Below are 21,118 nucleotides of genomic sequence, written 5' to 3' on the forward strand. Positions count from 1 at the left end.
CATCCAACTGATCATCCGATCAGAGCAATCCGTCCCACATCTGCTCCAGGAGCACCGACCACCAGCTCTCCGGCGACGCCAGCGCCGCACTGTCGAGCCCGGCCAGATTCGTCTGGAAATCGACGGTCCAGCGCCCCGCCTGCTCCGGCGTCAGATGCTGGCGCAGACGCCACATGTGACCCAGCATCGCCAGCGAACGGGCGAACTGCGGCAGGCTCGAATTCACGAACTGCGGCGGCACCGGCGCACCGCCGGGACCGGCCTCCACCGGAACCGCCACGATGTGCGCCGTCCCGTACTGCACGCACAGCGCCTTGCCGAAGTCGCTGCCCACCACCAGGTACGAACCCGCGTCCGACGCAGGCTGCACCTGCCGCTGCGCGGCCAGCTCCGCCAGCGTCGGCACCGGCTGGCCCGGCACCGCCTGCGCCCAGAAGAACGGCCCGAAGTCCGTCGGCAGACCCGCCCACACCAGCGTCTGCGCCACGATCTCCGGCACACCCTGACGGGAGACCGCCCGCTGGTCGAAGCGGAACACACCCTGCGGACCGAACGCCCCGGCCAGCTCCGCGCCGATGGCGTCCAGCGGAATCGCCGGCTGGAGCGGCACCTGCTGCAGCGGCGCCCGTACCGGCGCGGGGCGCGCCGGACCGTCCGCCACCTGGTGCAGCTCACCCTGATGGGTCAGCAGATGCCGCATGCCCTGCTGACGGCCCGCGTGGTCCTTGCCGTACGGGGCCACGCTCGTGATCCGGACCTGCGGCCAGGTCTCGCGGATCATCCGCGCGCAGTAGCCGCCGGGCAGCTCGCACGACTCCAGCTCGGTGTGCAGTTCCAGCACCTGCTGCGGCGGCACGTTCATCGCGCGCAGCTCGTACAGGATCTGCCACTCGGGGTGCGGGGTGCCGGGCGCGGAACGCCGGATGAGCTGCTGCTCGGAGCCGTCGGGCGCCCGGTAGCGCAGTACGGCCTGGTAGCCCGGGCCGACGGTGGGCGCACCGGTGGGCGCCGGGGGCTGCGCCGCGGGACCGGGACCGGCCTGCGGCTGCCCGGGCGGACCGGGAGGCGCGGGCGGCTGACCCGTCACGGCCGGACCGGCCAGCATCGTCGCGGCATGGTCGAGCCCGCCGCCGGGCGCACCGGGCGCACCGGGAGCCCCCGGCGGACCGGGAGGCTGGGGTACGCCGGGACCCGCGAGCATGGTGGCCGCCTGATGGGCCGAGCCACCGGGCGCCCCGGGCGGGCCGGGAGGCGCGGGCGGCTGACCGGCACCCGGAGCACCGGGCGGACCGGGAGGCGCAGGCTGACCCGTCACGGCCGGACCCGCCAGCATCGTCGCCGCATGATCCAGCCCACGCCCCAGCGAACCCGGAGCACCAGGCGGACCCGGAGGCGCCGGCGGCTGCCCCGCACCCGGAGCACCCGGCGGACCCGGAGGCGCAGGCTGACCCGTCACGGCCGGACCCGCCAGCATCGTCGCCGCATGGTCCAGCCCGCCACCGGGCGCACCCGGAGCACCCGGAGCACCCGGAGCACCCGGAGCACCAGGCGCACCAGGCGCACCGGGAGCCCCCGGCGGGCCGGGCGGCGTCACCGGCTGCCCGCCCGGCCGGGAGACCTGGGCCTTGCTCGTCGGCGCATCGGCGATGGACCCGGAATCCGGGCCCGCGTCGGCCCCGAGGTGCAACGCAGGCGCGATCGCCGTCTTCGGGAGCTGGCTGCCCCCGGCCATCAGCGTGGTCTTCGCCTCCGAGGCCGTGCCGGACGGCGGCGCCATGTCCTCCAGGTCCGAGCCCGACAGGGGCGGCGCGAACACCGTCGCGGGCAGCGGTACGGACACGTCGTCCGCACCGGGGTTCACATCGGTCCCGGCCCACGGCGTGGCCCCCACGGGCACCCCGTCGTTGGCCGTCGGCTCGTACGGCACCTCGCGGCGCAGCGGCACCGCCTCCACCGGCTCGGGCGCGGACGCCCGAACGGGTTCCGGCGCAGCCGGAACCACAGGCTCCGGCGCAGACACGGGGGCAGGGGCGGGCTCAGGCACCGGCGCAGCCGCGGCCGGCGCCGGCGGAATCCCCGCCCGGTCCGCCGCCTCCTGCAGCCACTCCGGCGGACTCAGCATGAACGAGGTCTGCTCCGAGTCGATCCGCGGCGCCGGCACCGAAGCCTCCGCCACCGGCGCGGCCGCAGCCCCGTACTCCTCCTCGTACCGGCGGATCACCTCACCCACCGGCAGCCCGGGCCACAGCGTCACCTCACCGCTGTCCCGCGCGATGACCAGCCTCTGCCGGCCGCCACCGGACACCGGACCGGCCGCGCGGTCCTCCGCCCACACCACGAACCCGAGCCCGAACTCCCGTACGCGCACCTCCCGGTGCTGGTACGCGGGCACGTCCCCGTTGATCCACTCCTCGGCGCGCTCCTGCGCCTGCGCAAACGTCACCATCGCGCCGTCACCCCTCCACCGGTGCCGCACCCGGCCCCGCAACCGACCCGGACACGGGAACCGAGCGGGCGAATCCGCCGTCCACCATCAGACCGGCCACCGTCTCCAACTCCGGCGGGTTCCCCGCCAACCGCTCCAGGAAGGCATCGAAATCGGCACCGCACGGCAGCAACAACCGCTCCACGCGCTCCTGCACCGACCAGCCGTCCCGGTCGCGGGCGTCGTCGTACGGGGAGAACCAGACCGAGCCGATCGCCTGGCCCTTCACCTTCACCGCGAGCAGACCCCCCTGGACGAAGGCCACGCACAGGTAGTCCTTCGTCAGGTGGTCCCGCAGACACTTGTTGACGTACACGAGGTCGTTGACCGCCGCCTCCTCACGCACCGTGAAGAAGGGCTGGTCCACCAGCAGACCGAGCTCCACGTCCAGCCCCGCGCCCACCGGCGCACAGCCGCCCGCCGCCTTCAGGAACGCGCGGTACGCCTCCGGCAGCCGGTAGCCGAGGTCCTCCTCGACACCCTGCACCGCCTCCTCGGACACCGACACCACCGACTTCGGCAGCCCCAGGTGCACCGGACGCAACTCCTGCAACGGCCGCGTCCCACGCTTGCCGTGGTCGACCGGCGCCGTCGCCAGGCCCGCGTGATGCCGCAGCAGCGCCTTCACCTCGACCGGGACCAGCTCCATCCGACGCGTCTTCGCCACGTGGTGCCACGTCCAGCCGTGCGGGGTCGCCACCGGTCCGACGGTGTCCCACAGCGCATGGCCAGCCGCGTGCATCGCCGCGTTCGCGGACACGCAGTCCGTCAGCCGCAGCTCGTCCACACCGAAGCCCTCCGGCGGCTCGGCGATCTCCACCGCCGCACGCGCGTACGGGGAGAAGTCGGGATGTCCGTCCCCGTCCATCCGCACACCGTGGGGATGCCGAGCAGCCCGGACCGGGTCCGGGAAATGCACGACCTGCCCCGAGTACGCGGCGTTGGGTGGCGCGGCCTGCTGCCCGAGCCGACCTGTCGTCATGGCGGTAGCCCCCTGCTGGATCTGGCTGGTTCACCACAGCCTATGTGCTCCGGCAAGAGCGTCACCCGCCCGCAACCCCCGCACCCGCGCACGGGCCAGGAACATCCGAATTGATACGAATATTCGACCCCGCTTCCACACGACAGGTGACATTTGACAGGCTGTCCCCTCAGCACGGGGGCGTGCGCGACAGCGGCCACCACCGCCGCCACGGGAGGGAAGACGCGACCATGCAGAACACCGCCACACGCACAGACACGGCCGACGGCGCCTCAGGAACGGGCGGACAGGCCGCACAGGACGGACAGACAGCCGGACCGGCGGGCGGCCCGGCCGGCGACCCGCGCCTGCGCTGGAGCAGCACCGACGGCCGACCCGCCGCCCCCGTACTGCGCTTCCGCCGCGACGGCATCCTCCCCACCGTCGCCGCAGCCCTCTCCGTACGCGGCGAAACCCTCACCGGCACCGCCGGCAAGGCCGACCAGCCACCCGCACTCCACCCCCTCGTCCAGGACTTCCTCGACACCCTCACCAGCGGCCAGCGGGAACGCTTCACCGGCCGCTGCCCCGAGGCGATCCTGCTCTCCCGCCACCTCACCGCCGCCGAAGGCGCCCGCAGCCGCCGCGCCTCCCGCAAACCCCTCACCGCGAACGAAGCCCGCCGCTCCCTGAAACACTCCAAGATCACCGCCCGCCGCATCCGCGAAGACGGCGACCCGCTCCACGGCACCTACGCACCCCCGTGCCGCTCCTGCGAAGCCCTCCTCGCCCACTTCGGCGTCCGCGCCGTCGACCTCACCCCCGCGTCAGAGAAGGCCTGACCCCCGCCACCATGACCACCTCCTCCGCCTCCTACGACCGCTCCTCGGCCACCCGCTTCCCCGCCGCCGTGGACACCGCCCTGCGCACCGCCGGCTGGGAGCCCGGCCGCTGGGACATCAAGCAGGCCGAGTTCTGGGCCGACGCCCTGCGGGACCACACCACCCCCGCCGGACACCGGCACACCGTCTTCCCCGCAGCCGTCGAGGCCTGGGCCGAATTCGGCGGGCTCACCGTCACCGCCCCCGGCACCGGCCGCCAGATAGCGCCCGTCCCCGTGCGCCTGGACCCCCTCACCGGACTCCACCTCGCACGCACCTTCGCCGACCTCGGCCGCGCGCTGTCCACCGAGCTCTGCCCCCTCGGCGTCGACGCCGACGCCGGCTCGCACCTCGCCATCGACCGCGAGGGCCGCGTCTACGGCATCGACCACACCGGCGACTGGTACCTCGGCGGCGCCGTGGACGAAGCCCTGACCCTCCTCCTGACCGGCCTCCAGCCCACCCGCCTCACCACGACCCCCTGACCCCGACCCCCTGACCCCGACCCCGCCCGGGGCCCGCCCTGCGGAACGGCCGCGGCACAGCCCCGGAACGGCGGCCGCCCCGGGGCGGGCTCATGCCCGCCGGGGACCACCCGGCAGGACCGCCGAGACCTTGAAACCACCCTCGTCCGTCGGACCGGACACGAACACCCCGCCCAGCCCGAGCACCCGCTCACGCATCCCGACCAGCCCGTTCCCACCGCTCGGCAGCCCCGGCCGCACCCCGTCCGCCCCGCACGGCCCGTTCTCCACCTGCATGGCCACCTCACCCTCCCGATGAGCCAGCCGCACCACGACCCGCGCCCCCGGCGCATGCTTGTGGCAGTTGGTCAAAGCCTCCTGCACCACCCGGTACGCCGTCTGCTCCACCTCCGCCGGATACCCCGCCCCCGCACCCCGGACATCCAGCTCGACGACCATCCCGGCCGCCCGCGACTGCCCGACCAGCGCCTCCAGCTCACCCAGCGAGGGCCCGGGCCCGTCCTCGAAACCCCCCACCAGCGCAGCCACCGGCACCACCGCAGGAGCCCGCTTCGGCGACTCGGCCGCCCGCAGCACCCCCAACATCTCCCGCAGCTCCGTCAACGCCTGCCGCCCCATGTCACCCACCAGCGCCGCGTTCTTCGCCGCCCGCACCGGATCCTTGGCCGCCACCGCCTCCAGCGCCGCCGCATGCACCACCATCAGCGACACCCGGTGCGCCACCACGTCGTGCATCTCCCGCGCGATCCGCGTCCGCTCCTCCGTACGGGCCCACTCGGCCCGCTCCTCCGCCCGGTCCGCGAGCAGCGACAGCTCCCGCTCCAGCGAGTCCGCCCGCTCCTGCAGGCTCTCCATCAGCCGCCGCCGCGCCCCTATGTACAGACCCAGCAGCACCGGCGGCACGGTCAGCGCCACCGCCACGAACACCGACAGCACGATGACGAGCGACTGCGAGGCCCCCTGGTCCCCGCTGGTCCGCACGTACATCACCACGAACGTCGCCACCAGCGACATCGAGGCCAGCGTCGCGGTGATCCGCCGCGGCACCTCACAGGCGGCAAGCGTGTACAGCCCCACCACCCCGAGCAGGAACCCCATCGCAGCCGGCGACACGGCGATCCCCACCAGCACCACCGCGATCGGCCAGCGCCGGCGCAGCACCAGCGTGGACCCCACCACGATCCCGAACAGCACCCCGACCGCCACCGGCACCCCGGCCTCGCGCGCGAAGGGCACCCCCTCGACGGCGCACTCGACGGCGGACACCGCCGCCAGCCCCACATCGAGCACGGCCCCCCGCCGCCGCTCCCACCACAAGGGCCCGTCGCGCCCGGCCCCGCCCTGCTCTTCCCCCGTAAAGGTCATGCCGTCCAGCGTACGCAGCGCCCCCAGCACAGAGGCGACCGAAATTCCGGCAGACCTGCGGTAATCGCACGTACGACTGAATCGTCCGCTGACCAAGACCTGAATCCCGCATTCCGGACGACATTGGCGACATGACCGAAATCCGACGTCGCCCGGGCGACGGCACAGGCGGCCTCCGCACGGGCGCCGCAACCTTCGAGGACCTCCGCGAACAGGCCATCGCCCTCCGTCGCGAGGGCCTCAGCCGCCGCCAGATCCGCGACCGCCTGCGCGTCCACAACAACGACATCCTGGGCCGCCTCCTGGACGGCGAACCGGCCCCCGAATGGACCAGGCGCCCGAACGCGAAGGACGACCTCCGCGACCGCGCCCGCGAACTCCGCCTCCAGGGCATGACCTACGACCAGATCCAGCTCGAGCTCGGCTGCTCGAAGAGCTCGATCTCCCTCTGGGTCCGCGACCTCCCGAGGCCGGCTCCGAAACGGACCCCTGGCGAGCAGGCGACGCTCGCCTCCCGCAAGCGCTGGGAACGCGAACACGCGGTACGGGACAAGCAGCGGACGGACACGAAATCCGCAGCGCGATCCGAGATCGGGAACCTCGGCGACAAGGAGCTCTTCGCCGCAGGAGTCGCCCTGTATTGGGCGGAAGGAGCTAAGGACAAGACGTACGACCGCCGAGAGAAGGTGCATTTCATCAACAGTGACCCGGGGGTCATCCGGGTGTTCATCGCCTGGCTCGAGCTCATCGGCGTCGAGCGCGAGCGCATCCGCTATCGCGTGGCGATCCACGAATCGGCCGACGTGGCCGCGGCCGAGCTGTACTGGGCCGACCTCGTAGGCGTGGACGTGAAGCTGTTCGCCAGGACCACCCTCAAGCGGCACAACCCCAAGACCACCCGCAAGAACGTCGGAGAGAACTATCGAGGCTGCTTGATTCTGTACGTCAGCCAAAGCGCCGAACTTTATCGTCGCATCGAAGGCTGGTGGTGCGGCATAGTAGATGCCGTCGACTCGACCGACGAAGATCAATGTCCGGTTTAGTCCAAAATGGTCCCCTGTGGTGTAATTGGCAGCACTGAGGCTTTTGGTGCCTTATGTCCGGGTTCGAGTCCTGGCGGGGGAGCTTCACAGGTTCGGGTCCTGACCGGTCGGTCGGGACCCGGCCTCGTTCCCGGGGTGTAACGCCCCGGTATCCTTCACGGGTCCACCACCCGAAGCCGAAGGGCATCCCCGTGAGCGCCAACCGCCCGGCAGCCGTCGTCGTACTCGCAGCGGGTGAAGGCACCCGCATGAAGTCGGCCACTCCCAAGGTTCTGCACGAGATCTGCGGGCGCTCGCTCGTGGGCCACGTCGTCGCCGCCTCGCGCGAGCTGGACCCCGCACACCTCGTGGTCGTCGTCGGCCACGCCCGCGAGCAGGTCACCGCGCACCTCGCCGGGATCGACGCCGGCGTCCGCACCGCCGTCCAGTACGAGCAGAACGGCACCGGGCACGCCGTCCGCATGGCCCTGGAAGAGCTCGGCGGCCAGCAGGACGGCACCGTGGTCGTCGTCTGCGGCGACACCCCCCTGCTGACCGGCGAGACCCTCGAGCAGCTCGCGGCCACGCACGAGGCCGACGGCAACGCCGTCACCGTGCTCACCGCCGAGGTCCCGGACTCCACCGGCTACGGCCGGATCATCCGCGGCGCGGACGGGGCCGTCACCGCCATCGTCGAGCACAAGGACGCCACCGACTCCCAGCGCGCGATCCGGGAGATCAACTCCGGGGTCTTCGCCTTCGACGGGGCCCTCCTCGCCGACGCCCTCGGCAAGGTGCGTACGGACAACAGCCAGGGCGAGGAGTACCTCACCGACGTGCTCGGCATCCTGCGCGAGGCGGGGCACCGCGTCGGCGCGGCGGTCGGCGCCGACCACCGCCAGATCCTGGGGATCAACAACCGCGTGCAGCTCGCCGAGGCCCGCGCCCTGCTGAACGCGCGCCTGCTGGAGCAGGCGATGCTCGCGGGCGTGACGGTGGTCGACCCGGCGAGCACGTTCGTGGACGTGACGGTGACGTTCGGGCAGGACGCGCTGATCCACCCCGGCACGCAGCTGCTCGGCACGACGCACGTCGCCGAGGGCGCCGAGGTCGGTCCGAACACGCGGCTCAAGGACACGCAGGTGGGCCCGCGGGCCCGCGTGGACAACACGGTGGCGGACACGGCGGTGATCGGCGAGTCGGCGTCCGTCGGCCCGTACGCGTACCTGCGCCCCGGCACGAACCTGGGCCTGAAGGCGAAGGCCGGCACGTACGTGGAGATGAAGAACGCGACGATCGGTGAGGGCACGAAGGTGCCGCACCTGTCGTACGTGGGTGACGCGACGATCGGCGAGTACACGAACATCGGCGCGGCGAGCGTGTTCGTGAACTACGACGGTGAGCACAAGCACCACACCACGGTCGGCTCACACTGCAAGACGGGTTCGGACAACATGTTTGTGGCGCCGGTCACGATCGGGGACGGCGCGTACACGGCCGCCGGATCGGTGATCACGAAGGATGTGCCGCCGGGTGCGCTGGCGGTGGCCCGTGGTCAGCAGCGGAATATCGAGGGCTGGGTGGCCCGCAAGCGTCCGGGAAGCGCTGCGGCGACGGCGGCTCAGTCGGCGGTCCAGGAGGACTCCGACCCCCGTTGAGGCCTCGTTGAGGTGAACTGACCGGAAACAGGTACGCCCGGGACGGCGTACCGTGATAGGTGCACGCAATTCGGCTGGCTCACCGTGTGCGGGACGGACGCACACGGGGGCGAGCAGCTTTCAACACGTCTGAGGAGACTGTGCTGTGACCGGGATCAAGACGACCGGCGAGAAGAAGCTGATGCTCTTCTCCGGCCGCGCCCACCCCGAGCTGGCCGAGGAGGTTGCGCATCAGCTGGGCGTTGCCCTCGTGCCGACCAAGGCTTTCGACTTCGCGAACGGTGAGATCTACGTTCGTTTCCAGGAGTCGGCTCGTGGCGCGGACTGCTTCCTGATCCAGAGCCACACGGCTCCGATCAACAAGTGGATCATGGAACAGCTGATCATGATCGATGCGCTGAAGCGCGCGTCGGCTCGCTCCATCACCGTGATCATCCCGTCCTACGGGTACGCCCGCCAGGACAAGAAGCACAAGGGCCGCGAGCCGATCTCGGCCCGCCTGGTCGCCGATCTGCTGAAGACGGCGGGTGCGGACCGCATCCTGACGGTCGACCTGCACACGGACCAGATCCAGGGCTTCTTCGACGGCCCGGTGGACCACCTTTCGGCGCTGCCGGTCCTGGCGGACTACGTGGGCGCGAAGGTGGACCGCACCAAGCTGACGATCGTGTCCCCGGACGCCGGCCGCGTGCGCGTCGCCGACCGCTGGTGCGACCGTCTGGACGCGCCGCTGGCGATCGTGCACAAGCGCCGTGACAAGGACGTCGCGAACCAGGTGACGGTCCACGAGGTCGTCGGTGAGGTCCGGGGCCGTGTCTGCGTCCTGGTCGACGACATGATCGACACGGGTGGCACGATCTGCGCCGCTGCCGATGCGCTGTTCGCGCACGGTGCGGAGGACGTGATCGTGACGGCCACGCACGGCATCCTGTCGGGGCCGGCCGCGGACCGTCTGAAGAACTCGAAGGTCAGCGAGTTCATCTTCACGAACACCCTGCCGGACCCGTCCGACCTGGAGCTCGACAAGATCACGGTGCTGTCGATCGCGCCGATGGTCGCGCGTGCGGTGCGCGAGGTCTTCGAGGACGGTTCGGTCACGAGCCTGTTCGAAGAGCAGCAGTAAAGATCCTTTTGGGTGCGGCCTCCGCGCCGGGTAGACTCTACGAGTTGCTCGGCGAGGGAGGCCGCACCTTTTTGGGTGTCGGCGCTCCGTTATCGACGCGCTCTTCGTAGCAGGCCGTTCAGGCCGGGTGACTGTGTCCATTTCCATCACCCCACGAGGAGTGAGCATGTCCGAGGTCAAGCTTTCCGCTGCCACCCGCACCAACTTCGGCAAGGGCGCTGCCCGTCAGGCCCGTCGCGACGGTCTGGTTCCCGGTGTCATCTACGGTCACGGCACCGACCCGAAGCACGTTGACGTCGAGGGCCACGGCCTGATGATGGCGCTGAAGACCCCGAACGTCCTGCTCTCCCTGGACATCAAGGGCGACGGCACCGAGCTGGTCATCCCGAAGGCCGTTCAGCGTCACCCGGTCAAGCGCACGCTGACCCACGTCGACTTCCTGATCGTCAAGAAGGGCGAGAAGGTCACCGTCGAGGTCGCCGTCGTCACCGAGGGCGACCTGGCCGCCGGCAACAACATGCTGGAGACCCTCCTGACCACCATTTCGGTCGAGGCCGAGGCCACCCACATCCCGACCGAGGTCACCGTCTCGATCGAGGGCCTCGAGGCCGGCGCCACCATTCACGCGTCCGACCTGGTCCTGCCGGCCGGCACCACGCTGGCCGTCGACGGCGAGACCGCCGTTCTGCAGGTCGTGGCCCCGCAGGCCGAGGAGCCGGCCGCCGAGGCCGCCACCGAGGGCGCAGAGGCCTGAGCCTCGCTTTCCCACCTCAGCACTTGCTGAACGACCGCCGTCCGGCTCCACTGGGAGCGGGACGGCGGTCGTCCTCGTTAAGGAGCATGGATGTCGGACGACGCGGCGCCGTGGCTGATCGTCGGCCTCGGTAATCCCGGGGCGGAGTACGCGGGCAACCGCCACAACATCGGGTTCATGGTGGTGGATCTGCTGGCGGAGCGGATGCGCGGGAAGTTCAAGGCGCACAAGGCGCGGGCGCAGGTGGTGGAGGGCCGGATGGGTCCGCCGGGGCCGGCGAACCGGCGGGTGGTGCTGGCCAAGCCCATGTCGTTCATGAACCTGTCGGGCGGGCCGGTGACGGCGCTGCGCGATTTCTACAAGGTGCCGCTGGACCGGATCGTGGCGGTCCATGACGAGCTCGACATCGATTACCCGACGCTGCGGCTGAAGCTGGGCGGCGGGGACAACGGGCACAACGGTCTGAAGTCGATGACGAAGTCGATGGGGGCGGACTACCACCGGGTGCGGTGCGGTATCGGCCGTCCGCCGGGCCGTATGCAGGTGGCGGACTTCGTGCTGAAGGACTTCTCGTCGACGGAGCGCAAGGAGCTGGACTGGTTCGTGGACCGGGCCGCGGACTCCGTGGAGTGCCTGATCGCGGAGGGCCTGGAGCGGGCCCAGTCCGCGTACAACTCCTGACGGCTGCTACATCTCGTCGATCTGCGTCAGGTCGATTGCGATGTCGTACGGCTGCGAGACCTTGAGCTCCCGGTGGTAAATGCCCTGACACACGTACGCCCTGGTGTGCGGGTCGAGGTCGTAGACATAGACGACCGGGTGGTCGTCCTCGCCCTCCATCTTCACCAGCCAGAAGTGCGGGATACCGGCTGCGGCATACTTCTGCGGCTTGCTCTCGGTGTCCCGCGCTTCGGAGTCGGGGGACACGACTTCGACGGCCAGCAGGACATCAGCCACCTGGTAGCGGGTCTGCCTGCGCCCGGTCACGGCTTCGGCGTGCACGACAAGAACGTCCGGCTCGGGAGCGTTGCGCTTGTCGATCACCACGGTCATTTCCCGCTTGACCCGGAGCGTCTTGGGCGCCGTGTCCCTCAGACCGTTCGTCAGCAGATGAAGTACGTCCGTGTGGAAATTGCGCTGCGGGCTCACGAAGACCAGGCTCCCGTCGATCAGCTCCGTGTGTGGCGGGAGGTCCGGCAGCGTGAAGAGGTCGTCCACGGTGTATCCGTCCGCCGGTGGGCGGGGCCAGGTGTGCTCGGCGGTCATGGCTGCTCCCATGGACGGCATTCTGATCCGGGGAACCAACCGTAGCGCCCGGTATCCGTGTCCGTCATCACAAAGGGTGACGGACACGGATACCCGGCGGCGTCAGCCGGTGTTGCGCAGGCCTGCCGCCACGCCGTTGACCGTGAGGAGCAGGGCTCGGGCGAGCAGCGGGTCGGGGTCTTCGCCGCGGGCGGCGGCCGCGCGCTGGCGGGCCAGCAGGGAGACCTGGAGGTAGGAGATCGGGTCCAGGTAGGCGTCGCGGACGGCGAAGGTCTGCTGGAGGACCGGGTTGGAGTCGAGGAGCTTCTGGCCGCCGGTGATGCGCAGGACCTCGCGGACGGTGAGCTCGTGTTCGGCTTCGATGCGGGCGAAGACGTGCTTGAGGTCGTCGGGGACGAGGGTGTCGACGTAGTGGCGGGCGATCCGCAGGTCCGTCTTGGCCAGCGTCATCTCGACGTTGGAGAGGAAGTTGCGGAAGAAGTGCCAGCGCTCGCCCATCTCGGCGAGGGCGGCTTCGCCGCCCGCTTCGCGCAGGGCCTTGAGGCCGGAGCCGACGCCGTACCAGCCGGGGACGATCTGGCGGGACTGGGTCCAGCCGAAGACCCAGGGGATGGCGCGCAGGCCGTCGAGGCCGGCGCCGGAGTCGGGGCGGCGTGAGGGCCGGGAGCCGAGGTGGAGGTCGGCGAGCTGGTCGACGGGGGTGGCGGCGAAGAAGTACGACGGCAGGTCCGGGTCCTCGACGAGCTCGCGGTACGCGGTGTGTGCGGCGTCGGAGACGGTGTCCATGGCCGCGTCCCAGCGGGCGAGGTCGTCCTCGGACTGGCGGGGGGCGGTGTGCAGGGCGGAGGCCTGCAGGGTCGCCGCGACGGTCAGTTCGAGGTTCTCGCGGGCGAGGGACGGTACGAGGTACTTGTCGGAGATGACCTCGCCCTGCTCGGTGACCTTGATCTCGCCTTCGAGGGTGCCCCAGGGCTGCGCGAGGATCGCGTCGTGGGAGGGGCCGCCGCCGCGGCCGACGGTGCCGCCGCGGCCGTGGAAGAGGCGCAGGCGCACTCCGTAGCGGTGGGCGACGTCGCGCAGGCGGCGCTGGGCGCGGTGGATCTCCCACTGGCTGGTGGTGATGCCGCCGAACTTGCTGGAGTCGGAGTAGCCGAGCATGACCTCCTGGACGTCGCCGCGCAGGGAGACGAGGCGCCGGTAGGAGGGGTCGGCGAGCATGGCGTCGAGGATGACGTCGGCGGCCTTGAGCTCGTCGGTGGTCTCCAGGAGCGGGACGATGCCGATCTTGGCCCAGCCGGCGTGGAGGTCGATGAGTCCGGCTTCGCGGGCGAGGACCGCGGCGGCGAAGACGTCGTCGGCGCCCTGGCACATCGAGATGATGTAGGACTCGATGACCTCGGGGCCGAACTTCTCGAAGGCGTCCTTGATGGCGGAGAAGACGCCGAGGGTCTTCTGGCCGGCGGCGTCGAGCGGTGCCGGGGTGGGTGCGAGCGGCCGGCGGGAGCGCAGCTCCTTGGCGAGGAGCTTGCCCCGGTAGTCGCGGGGCATGTCGGCGTAGCGCCACGATTCCTCGCCGAGGCGGTCGAAGAGCTGGCCGAGCGCGTGGTGGTGGGCGTCGGCGTGTTCGCGGACGTCCATGGTGGCGAGCTGGAGGCCGAAGGCGGCCAGTGTGCGGATGGTGCGGTCCATGCGGCCGTCGGCGAAGAGGGCGCCGCGGTGTTCGCGCAGGGAGGTCTGGATGAGGGTGAGGTCGGTGAGGAGCTCGGCGGTGCCGAGGTAGTCGCGGCCTTCCTCGTGGGGGGTGCCCTTGGCGAGGCGCTCGCGGGTGTTGACGAGCTTCTGGCGGATGCAGGTGGCCTTGAGGCGGTACGGCTCCTCGGCGTTCAGCCGCTTGTAGCGCGGGCTGATCTCGGGGAGGCGTTCGAGGTCGGCCTGGAGGGAGGAGAGGAGCTCCTCGGTGGCGCCGGTGTAGCGGATGGAGTTCGACAGCAGTCCGCGCAGGAAGTCGACGAGTTCGAGGGCGTCGGTGATGCCGTGCTCGTGCTGGAGGATCAGTACGTCGCGGGTGACGTCGGGGGTGACGTTGGGGTTGCCGTCGCGGTCGCCGCCGATCCAGGTGCCGAAGGTGAGCGGGCGGGTGCCTGCGGGCAGCTCGACGCCGACGCGCTGGAGCTCTGCGGCGAGGTCCTCGAGCACGTCCCCGACGGCGCCGGCGTGCAGCTCGTCGAGGTAGTAGATGGCGTTGCGGGCCTCGTCGGCGGGTTCGGGGCGCACGACGCGGAGCTCGTCGGTCTGCCAGACGAGGTCGATGAACTCGGCGAGGCGCAGGTCGTGGCGGCGGCGGTCGCCGGTGCCGGAGACGGGCTCTTCGAGGAGGGCGGCGATGCGGCGCAGCTTGTTGAGGACGCTGCGGCGGGCCGCTTCGGTGGGGTGTGCGGTGAAGACGGGTCGGACGTTGAGGTTCCGGACCGTCTCGCGCAGGTGTTCGGGGTCGGCGTCCTTGAGCATGTCGGCGGTGCGGGCGAGCAGCCCGCCTTCGGCGGCTCGGTGGGCGCGCAGTTCCTTGCCGCGGTGTACCTGTTCGGTGACGTTGGCCAGGTGGAAGTAGGTGGAGAAGGCCCGTACGAGCTTGGCGGCGGTCTCCAGGTCGGTGTCGCCGAGCAGTGCGGCGGCGGCTTCGCCGTCGGTGCGCGTCAGGGCGCGCACTCGTTCGACGAGGTCGAGGAGGTCTTGGCCTTCCTGGCGGACGAGGGTCTCGCCGAGGAGGTCGCCGAGGCGGCGGATGTCCGCCCGCAGCTCTGCGTTGGCGGCGACGGCGGTGGCCTGGGCCTTGGCCGGGGTGGAGGAGGCCTGGTCAGCACTGCTCACAGGTGCGGCTCCTTGCAGTGTTCGAGCGCTACTGGGAGGTGGGCTCCGGGGTGCGCGGGGGCGTGCGTCCCGGATTTCCTCCCCCAGCCACGGCTGGGAGGGGCCCCGGGGGTGTCCCCCACCTGATGCGCAGCTCGGCTGCCCGTGCGGACCGCGCTGTCCGACGACACCAGGATAGGTGTCATCGGCTCGCGCCCCGCTAAACGTCTCATCAGGCGGCGCGCGGGCCGTGGCGGGCGCCGTTTCGAGCGCCGCGGGCCGGGCCGTGCTCCCCTTGCCCCCGGCTGTGGCTTTGCCATACTTACGATGCCGTAGGTTACGCGTCCGTAGCCTGGGCGGGCGCCAGGCGCCTGCCGATTCCTCACCCCCAGGGGACCTTCATGACCACCAGTCCCGAGCTGATCGAGGACGCCTCGGCGGCCTCCGATTCCGATTCCCCTTCCCCAGCGCCCTCTGCGACCCTCGGAGGCGAGAGCAAGCGGTCCGTCGAGCAGATCGCCCTCCTGCTGTTCATCGTCGTTCCCTTCCTGGCGCTGCTGGCGGCGATTCCGCTGGTCTGGGGCTGGGGGGTGAGCTGGCTGGACCTGGGCCTGATGGTGTTCATGTACTTCCTGGCCTGCCATGGGATCACCATCGGCTTCCACCGGTATTTCACGCACGGTTCCTTCAAGGCGAAGCGGCCGCTGCGGATCGTGCTGGCGGTGATGGGTTCGATGGCGGTGGAGGGGCCGCTGGTGCGCTGGGTGGCCGACCACCGCAAGCACCACAAGTTCTCCGACCACGAGGGCGACCCGCATTCGCCGTGGCGGTTCGGGGAGACCGTCCCGGCGCTGATGAAGGGGCTGTGGTGGGCGCACATCGGGTGGCTCTTCGACGAGGAGCAGACCAACCAGCAGAAGTACGCGCCCGACCTGGTCAAGGACCCGGCGATCCGGCGGATCTCGCGTGACTTCGTCCTGTGGACGGTCGTCTCGCTGGCGATCCCGCCGCTGGTCGGCGGTCTGGTGACGATGTCGTGGTGGGGTGCGTTCACGGCGTTCTTCTGGGGCTCCCTCGTGCGCGTGGCGCTGCTGCACCACGTGACGTGGTCGATCAATTCGATCTGCCACGCGGTGGGCAAGCGCCCGTTCAAGTCGCGGGACCGCTCCGGCAACGTGTGGTGGCTGGCGGTGCTCTCGTGCGGGGAGTCCTGGCACAACCTGCACCACGCGGACCCGACCTCGGCCCGGCACGGCGTGCTGCGCGGCCAGGTCGACTCCAGTGCCCGGCTGATCCGCTGGTTCGAGCTGGCGGGCTGGGCGACGGACGTGCGCTGGCCGTCCCGGGACCGCATCGACGCCCGGCGCAGGGAAAACGCGTCGAACGCGGCATGATGGGGGACGTGGCGATCGACGGCAGCAGTTCCAGCAGCGACAAGCCCCGGCGCGGCCGCCGGGTCCGGATGACGGGCGCCGAACGGCGTCAGCAACTGCTGGACATCGGCCGCGCCTTGTTCGCCGAGAAGGGCTTCGAGGGCACGTCGGTGGAGGAGATCGCGGCGAAGGCCGGGGTGTCCAAGCCGGTGGTGTACGAGCACTTCGGGGGCAAGGAGGGCCTGTACGCGGTCGTCGTGGACCGGGAGATGCGCCAGCTGCTGGACGGGGTGACGGGCGCGCTGACGGCCGGGCATCCGCGGGAGCTGCTGGAACAGGCCGCGTTCGCGCTGCTGGACTACATCGAGTCGTACACGGACGGCTTCCGGATCCTGGTCCGGGACTCCCCGGTCGCCCAGTCGACGGGTACGTTCGCCTCGCTGATCAGCGATATCGCCACGCAGGTCGAGGACATCCTGGGGCTGGAGTTCAAGGCGCGCGGGTTCGACCCGAAGCTGGCCCCGCTGTACGCGCAGGCGCTGGTCGGGATGGTCGCGCTGACCGGGCAGTGGTGGCTGGACGTGCGCCGGCCGAAGAAGGCGGAGGTCGCGGCCCACCTGGTCAACCTGGCCTGGCACGGGCTGGACGGGCTGGAGTCGAAGCCGCGGCTGGTGGGCCACCGCAAGAGCTGAGCCCGCGGCGGCGGTGCGACGACGCGACGGCGCCCCGTCACCGGAGATCCGGTGACGGGGCGCCGTCGCGTGGCGCAGCACTGCCAGTGAGGCAGTCGGGCAGTCGGGCAGTCAGGCGAGGGGTTCCAGGAACTCGATCCGGTTGCCGACGGGGTCCTCGGAGTAGAAGCGGCGGTGCCCCGGCAGGTTGCCGTCCCAGACGACCTCGGCCCCCCGTTCCTCCAGTCTGCGCGCGTACGCCTCGATCCCGGTCACCCGCAGCCCCGGGTGCGCTTTGCGGGCGGGCCGGAAGTCCTCCTCGACGCCCAGGTGCAGCTGCACCGGCCCGGCGGCGAACCAGCAGCCGCCGCGGGCGGCGAGGACGGGCGGTTTGGGGACCTCGGTCATGCCGAGGACGTGGGTGTAGTACGCGCGGAGCCGGTCCTCCGAGCCGGGCGGCGCGGCGAGTTGGACGTGGTCGACTGCGGTCAGCACGGTCAGAGCTCCTTGCGGGCGACGGTGAAGATGCGGCGGAACGGGAAGACCGTGCCGCGCGGGCCGGGCGGGTAGGCCTCGCGCAGCAGGTCGCGGTACTCGGCGAGGAAGGCGTCCACGGCGTCCCGGTCGCCGCCGAGGGCGGTCAGGACGGGCCGCAGGGCGGTTCCCTTGACCCAGTCGAGCACCGGGTCGGGGCCGGACAGCAGCTGGTGGTACGTCGTCTCCCAGGTGTCGACGGCGCAGCCCAGCTCGGTGAACCGGGCCAGGTACTCGGCGGGTTCGAGGAGGTGGACGTAGCGGGCGCCGTGGCCGGCGAGCCGGCCCCGCCAACGCGGGGTGTCGCACAACTCGGCGAGCAGGGCGTGGCTGGGTGCGCTGAAGTTGCCGGGGATCTGGAAGGCGAAGGTGCCGCCGGGGCGCAGTCCGTTGATCCAGGCGGCGAAGGAGCCGGGGTGGCTCGGGACCCACTGGAGGGCGGCGTTGGAGACGATCAGGTCGTACGGCTCCTCGGGGAGCCAGCTCGCGAGGTCGCCGTGGTGGAAGTCGAGGCTGCCGCCGCCGATGGTCTTGCCCGCGTACTCGTCGGTGGCGCGCCGGAGCATTTCGGGGGAGAGGTCGAAGCCGGTGATGCGGGCCTCGGGCCAGCGTTCGGCGAGCAGCGCGGTGACGTTGCCGGGGCCGCAGCCGAGGTCGGCGATCCGGGCGGGGCGGGTGGGGAGTCCGGGTATCCGGTTCAGGAGGTCGAGGAAGGGGCGGGTTCGGTGTCCGGCGTGCCGGAGGTACTGCTGGGGGTCCCAGGTGGGCGCGGCGTGGGTGGTGGCTGTGGGGATCCTTGCCGACGCGGTATCGGAATGCATGTTCGAGCCTCCCTGCTGGCGGGGCGGGCGGAAGCGGAAGCTGTTCCGGCCCCCTCCATGCCCATCGTCGCCCAAAATATATCTTGACGTCAAGATTCCTGATCTCAAGATATCCATGCCCGAGATCCTCGATTTGAAGAGACTTCACGTCGACAGACCCCTTACACTGATCGGCATGGAGGACGAGGTCGACCGATTGGTCGCGGCATGGCGGCGGGAACGCCCTGACCTCGACGTGGAACCGCTCGAAGTGCTGAGCCGCGTCAGCAGGCTCGCCCGACACCTCGACCGCGCCCGCAGGCTCGCCTTCTCCGAGCACGGCCTGGAGCCTTGGGAGTTCGACGTCCTGACGTCGCTGCGGCGCGCCGGCGCGCCCTACCAGCTCTCCCCCGGCCAGCTGCTGACCCAGACGCTGGTCACCTCCGGCACCATGACCAACCGCATCGACCGGCTCGCCAAGAAGGGCCTCGTCGAGCGGCTGCCCGACCCCAACGACCGGCGGGGGGTGCTGGTCCGCCTCACGCCGGAGGGCCGCGACCGCGCCGACCAGGCCCTGGCCGGCCTGCTGGCCCAGGAGCGGGCGATCCTCGCCCAGCTCTCCCAGGCCCAGCGCGGCGACCTCGCGGCGCTGCTACGCCAGTTGACCGCTCCGTTCGACAACATCCCCGGCTAGGTCCGCCGGCCGCACCCCGGCCCGCCGGGCCAGTGCCACCGCCGCGAGCGTGGAGTGCACCCCGAGCTTGCCCAGCACGTTCTGCATGTGGGTGCGGACGGTGTGCGGGGACAGGAACAGCCGCGCCGCCACGTCCTTGCGGCCCAGCCCCGCCACCATGCAGCGCAGCACCTCGTGCTCCCGCGGCGTGAGGGACTCGACGAGCCGTTCGCTGTCGGTACGGTGCTTGCGCGCAGCGGTCAGCTCGCGGAGTACTCCGGTGAGCAGCGCGGGCGGCAGGTGGGTCTCCTCGCGCAGGACCCCGCGGATGACGGCGAGCAGCCGCGAGAGCGAGCAGTCCTTCGCCACCCAGCCGGAAGCCCCTGCCTGCAGGGCGAGCGCGGCCCGGCGCGGGTCGTCGCGCTCGGCGAGCACGACGGTGCGGACCCCGGGGTGGGACACCCGTACCCCGGCGACCAGCGCGATCCCGTCCGCGCCGGGCGGTGGCCCTGAGCCCTGCTCGCGCTGGGCGGGCACGCCCCCGGCGGCGGCGCCGAGATCGGCGTCGACCAGCAGGACGTCGAAGCGGCGGCCCTCGGCCACCGCCCGTTCGAGGCAGCGCAGCGCGGCGGGACCGCTGCCGGCCGCGGACACGTCCACGTCGGGCTCGGCCGCGAGCGCGGCTGCGAGCGATTCGGCGAAGATGCGGTGATCGTCGACCACGAGAACCCGGATGCGAACCACAAAACCCCCAAGGGTCGGGGAACGGACGACTGCGGGTACGGCGCCCGGACCGGGTGATCCGCAGCTGCCGCGGCCGCCGCCGAGACATCTCTGCACTACCCCGGACCGGACGCCGTACCCGGCGTGTCTCGACCCCTGAATCAACACCGGCCCCCACCGGTGTCACGCATCAGCGTAGAACGGGTCACGGCTCGCGGTTGGCCGAATAGCAGAAGTTTTCCGAGCGATTTTCGGGCTGGGCAGTGAGGAACGCGGTGCGAGGTGGCTTGAATTCGACGGTGTGGAAGGTCCGGAAGGCGGTTTCCGGCGGGCGCGTGCCACGGGCAGTTGCACGGAGGGCATTTCACCCGGCGTGTGCACGCCGGGCGCCCGCGCACCGCGCCCGCCCACGGCGCTGCCCCGCCCGCACGCGCTCCCTGCGCACGCCGCCGCACGCACCGCGCCCCCCGCACCATCGGGTGCGGGGGGGGCGCGGTGAGCGGGTGCGGCAAGGAGTCAGGAACGGTGCTTGCGCGTGAAGTTCCAGGCGTCCGTGATGATGCCGGTGAGGTCCGAGCGGGCCGGGGTCCAGCCGAGCTTCTCGTGGGCGGCGCGCGCGGAGGCGACGAGCACCGCCGGGTCGCCGGCCCTGCGCGGGGCGACCACCTCGGGGATCTCCGCGCCCGTGACCTTGCGGACCGTCTCGACGACCTCGCGGACCGAGAAGCCGTTGCCGTTGCCGAGGTTGCAGATCAGGTGCTCGCCCGCGGTGGCGGCCTCCAGGGCGGCCAGGTGGGCCTCCGCCAGGTCGGCCACGTGGATGTAGTCGCGGACGCAGGTGCCGTCCGGGGTCGGGTAGTCCTCGCCGAACACCGAGATCGACTCCCGCTCGCCCAGGGCCACCTGGAGCACCAGCGGGATCAGGTGGGTCTCGGGGTCGTGCCGCTCGCCGAACTCGCCGTACGCGCCCGCCACGTTGAAGTAGCGCAGCGAGACCGCCGCGACGCCGTGCGCCGCGCACTCCCCCGCGATCATGTGGTCGACGGCCAGCTTCGAGGCGCCGTACGGATTGGTGGGCTTGGTGACCGATTCCTCGGTGAGCAGGCCCTCGGTGGGCTCGCCGTAGGTGGCGGCCGTGGAGGAGAACACCAGCTTGCGCACCCCGGCGCCGCGCATCGCGGCGAGCAGGGCGAGCGTGCCGCCGACGTTGTTCTCCCAGTACTTGCCCGGATTGACGACGGACTCGCCGACCTGCGAGGACGCCGCGAAGTGCAGCACCGCGTCGTAGGAGGCGTCCAGGTAGCGGTCGGCGTCCTGGATCCGGCCCTCGATGAAGGCCGCGCCCGCCGGGACGCCCTCGCGGAAGCCGGTGGAGAGGTCGTCGAGGACCGTGACCTCGTGCCCGGCCTCCAGAAGGTGCGCCGCGACGACACTGCCGACGTATCCGGCGCCGCCGGTGACCATGTACTTAGATGACGCCGTCTTGCTCACTCGCCT

General features: G+C 71.4%; 19 protein-coding genes and 1 tRNA gene. 11 read left to right on the forward strand and 9 right to left on the reverse strand.

Annotation, left to right across the window (positions count from 1 at the left end):
- Positions 1 to 19: 19 nt before the first annotated feature.
- Together ACFYXK_RS21045 and ACFYXK_RS21050 are read right to left on the reverse strand one after the other, a co-directional pair.
- Entirely contained in the window at positions 20 to 2,446 is a 2,427-nt protein-coding gene (locus ACFYXK_RS21045; protein WP_389412497.1) for an SUKH-4 family immunity protein, read from the reverse strand.
- 7 nt (positions 2,447 to 2,453) lie between these two features.
- Complete coding sequence (locus ACFYXK_RS21050) at positions 2,454 to 3,467, reverse strand: SMI1/KNR4 family protein (protein WP_383514765.1); 1,014 nt, start codon at positions 3,465 to 3,467, stop codon at positions 2,454 to 2,456.
- 230 nt (positions 3,468 to 3,697) lie between these two features.
- On the opposite strand from ACFYXK_RS21050, the gene ACFYXK_RS21055 reads away from it, so the two are divergent.
- Both ACFYXK_RS21055 and ACFYXK_RS21060 read left to right on the forward strand, forming a co-directional pair.
- Positions 3,698 to 4,288 carry a YwqJ-related putative deaminase gene (locus tag ACFYXK_RS21055; RefSeq protein WP_389412498.1) on the forward strand — a complete coding sequence of 197 codons (591 nt, stop codon included), beginning with the start codon at positions 3,698 to 3,700 and terminating at the stop codon, positions 4,286 to 4,288.
- A gap of 11 nt (positions 4,289 to 4,299) precedes the next feature.
- Positions 4,300 to 4,812 carry an SUKH-3 domain-containing protein gene (locus ACFYXK_RS21060; RefSeq protein ID WP_389412499.1) on the forward strand — a complete coding sequence of 171 codons (513 nt, stop codon included), beginning with the start codon at positions 4,300 to 4,302 and terminating at the stop codon, positions 4,810 to 4,812.
- Positions 4,813 to 4,902: 90 nt separating this feature from the next.
- Here ACFYXK_RS21060 and ACFYXK_RS21065 read toward each other — a convergent pair whose 3' ends face one another.
- Entirely contained in the window at positions 4,903 to 6,177 is a 1,275-nt protein-coding gene (locus ACFYXK_RS21065) for a sensor histidine kinase (RefSeq protein ID WP_389412500.1), read from the reverse strand.
- Positions 6,178 to 6,308: 131 nt separating this feature from the next.
- Here ACFYXK_RS21065 and ACFYXK_RS21070 point away from each other — a divergent pair, with 131 nt between their 5' ends.
- From ACFYXK_RS21070 to pth, 6 genes are all read left to right on the forward strand, one after another.
- Entirely contained in the window at positions 6,309 to 7,220 is a 912-nt protein-coding gene (locus ACFYXK_RS21070) for a hypothetical protein (RefSeq protein ID WP_389412501.1), read from the forward strand.
- Between the two features lie 10 nt (positions 7,221 to 7,230).
- Positions 7,231 to 7,302: transfer RNA gene (locus ACFYXK_RS21075), tRNA-Gln, on the forward strand.
- A gap of 109 nt (positions 7,303 to 7,411) precedes the next feature.
- Positions 7,412 to 8,857: a bifunctional UDP-N-acetylglucosamine diphosphorylase/glucosamine-1-phosphate N-acetyltransferase GlmU gene (glmU, locus tag ACFYXK_RS21080; RefSeq protein ID WP_389412502.1), complete on the forward strand. Its 1,446-nt coding sequence runs from the start codon at positions 7,412 to 7,414 to the stop codon at positions 8,855 to 8,857.
- 145 nt (positions 8,858 to 9,002) lie between these two features.
- On the forward strand, positions 9,003 to 9,980 hold the full coding sequence (locus ACFYXK_RS21085; protein ID WP_030297029.1) for a ribose-phosphate diphosphokinase: 978 nt from the start codon (positions 9,003 to 9,005) through the stop codon (positions 9,978 to 9,980).
- Positions 9,981 to 10,146: 166 nt separating this feature from the next.
- A complete protein-coding gene (locus ACFYXK_RS21090; RefSeq protein ID WP_389412503.1) occupies positions 10,147 to 10,734 on the forward strand; it encodes a 50S ribosomal protein L25/general stress protein Ctc in 588 nt (195 codons plus the stop codon).
- A 90-nt stretch (positions 10,735 to 10,824) separates the two neighbouring features.
- Positions 10,825 to 11,415 (forward strand): aminoacyl-tRNA hydrolase, encoded by a 591-nt coding sequence (gene pth, locus ACFYXK_RS21095; protein ID WP_383514785.1) that lies wholly within the window; start codon positions 10,825 to 10,827, stop codon positions 11,413 to 11,415.
- Between the two features lie 6 nt (positions 11,416 to 11,421).
- On the opposite strand, the gene ACFYXK_RS21100 is transcribed toward pth, so the two are convergent.
- Together ACFYXK_RS21100 and ppc are read right to left on the reverse strand one after the other, a co-directional pair.
- Positions 11,422 to 12,012: a Uma2 family endonuclease gene (locus ACFYXK_RS21100; protein ID WP_389412504.1), complete on the reverse strand. Its 591-nt coding sequence runs from the start codon at positions 12,010 to 12,012 to the stop codon at positions 11,422 to 11,424.
- 90 nt (positions 12,013 to 12,102) lie between these two features.
- Positions 12,103 to 14,868, reverse strand: coding sequence for a phosphoenolpyruvate carboxylase (gene ppc, locus ACFYXK_RS21105; RefSeq protein WP_383514790.1), 2,766 nt, complete (start codon positions 14,866 to 14,868; stop codon positions 12,103 to 12,105).
- Between the two features lie 380 nt (positions 14,869 to 15,248).
- On the opposite strand from ppc, the gene ACFYXK_RS21110 reads away from it, so the two are divergent.
- Together ACFYXK_RS21110 and ACFYXK_RS21115 are read left to right on the forward strand one after the other, a co-directional pair.
- Positions 15,249 to 16,241 (forward strand): acyl-CoA desaturase, encoded by a 993-nt coding sequence (locus ACFYXK_RS21110; RefSeq protein WP_383514792.1) that lies wholly within the window; start codon positions 15,249 to 15,251, stop codon positions 16,239 to 16,241.
- Positions 16,238 to 16,912: a TetR/AcrR family transcriptional regulator gene (locus tag ACFYXK_RS21115; protein ID WP_030297040.1), complete on the forward strand. Its 675-nt coding sequence runs from the start codon at positions 16,238 to 16,240 to the stop codon at positions 16,910 to 16,912. Before ACFYXK_RS21110 ends, ACFYXK_RS21115 begins: the two co-directional genes overlap by 4 nt.
- A 111-nt stretch (positions 16,913 to 17,023) precedes the next feature.
- Here the strand turns inward: ACFYXK_RS21115 and ACFYXK_RS21120 are convergent, their stop codons facing one another.
- On the reverse strand, positions 17,024 to 17,386 hold the full coding sequence (locus tag ACFYXK_RS21120) for a VOC family protein (protein WP_389412505.1): 363 nt from the start codon (positions 17,384 to 17,386) through the stop codon (positions 17,024 to 17,026).
- Between the two features lie 2 nt (positions 17,387 to 17,388).
- Positions 17,389 to 18,246: a trans-aconitate 2-methyltransferase gene (locus ACFYXK_RS21125; RefSeq protein WP_389412506.1), complete on the reverse strand. Its 858-nt coding sequence runs from the start codon at positions 18,244 to 18,246 to the stop codon at positions 17,389 to 17,391.
- A 175-nt stretch (positions 18,247 to 18,421) separates the two neighbouring features.
- On the opposite strand from ACFYXK_RS21125, the gene ACFYXK_RS21130 reads away from it, so the two are divergent.
- Positions 18,422 to 18,919: a MarR family winged helix-turn-helix transcriptional regulator gene (locus tag ACFYXK_RS21130; RefSeq protein ID WP_030297045.1), complete on the forward strand. Its 498-nt coding sequence runs from the start codon at positions 18,422 to 18,424 to the stop codon at positions 18,917 to 18,919.
- Here the strand turns inward: ACFYXK_RS21130 and ACFYXK_RS21135 are convergent.
- Together ACFYXK_RS21135 and galE are read right to left on the reverse strand one after the other, a co-directional pair.
- Positions 18,878 to 19,642: a LuxR C-terminal-related transcriptional regulator gene (locus ACFYXK_RS21135; RefSeq protein ID WP_389412507.1), complete on the reverse strand. Its 765-nt coding sequence runs from the start codon at positions 19,640 to 19,642 to the stop codon at positions 18,878 to 18,880. The two genes, ACFYXK_RS21130 and ACFYXK_RS21135, sit on opposite strands and share 42 nt — an antisense overlap.
- A gap of 495 nt (positions 19,643 to 20,137) precedes the next feature.
- Positions 20,138 to 21,085, reverse strand: coding sequence for a UDP-glucose 4-epimerase GalE (gene galE / locus ACFYXK_RS21140; RefSeq protein ID WP_266628606.1), 948 nt, complete (start codon positions 21,083 to 21,085; stop codon positions 20,138 to 20,140).
- Between the last annotated feature and the right edge of the window lie 33 nt (positions 21,086 to 21,118).

The organism is Streptomyces sp. NPDC002209 (assembly GCF_042890265.1).
Lineage (GTDB): Bacteria > Actinomycetota > Actinomycetes > Streptomycetales > Streptomycetaceae > Streptomyces.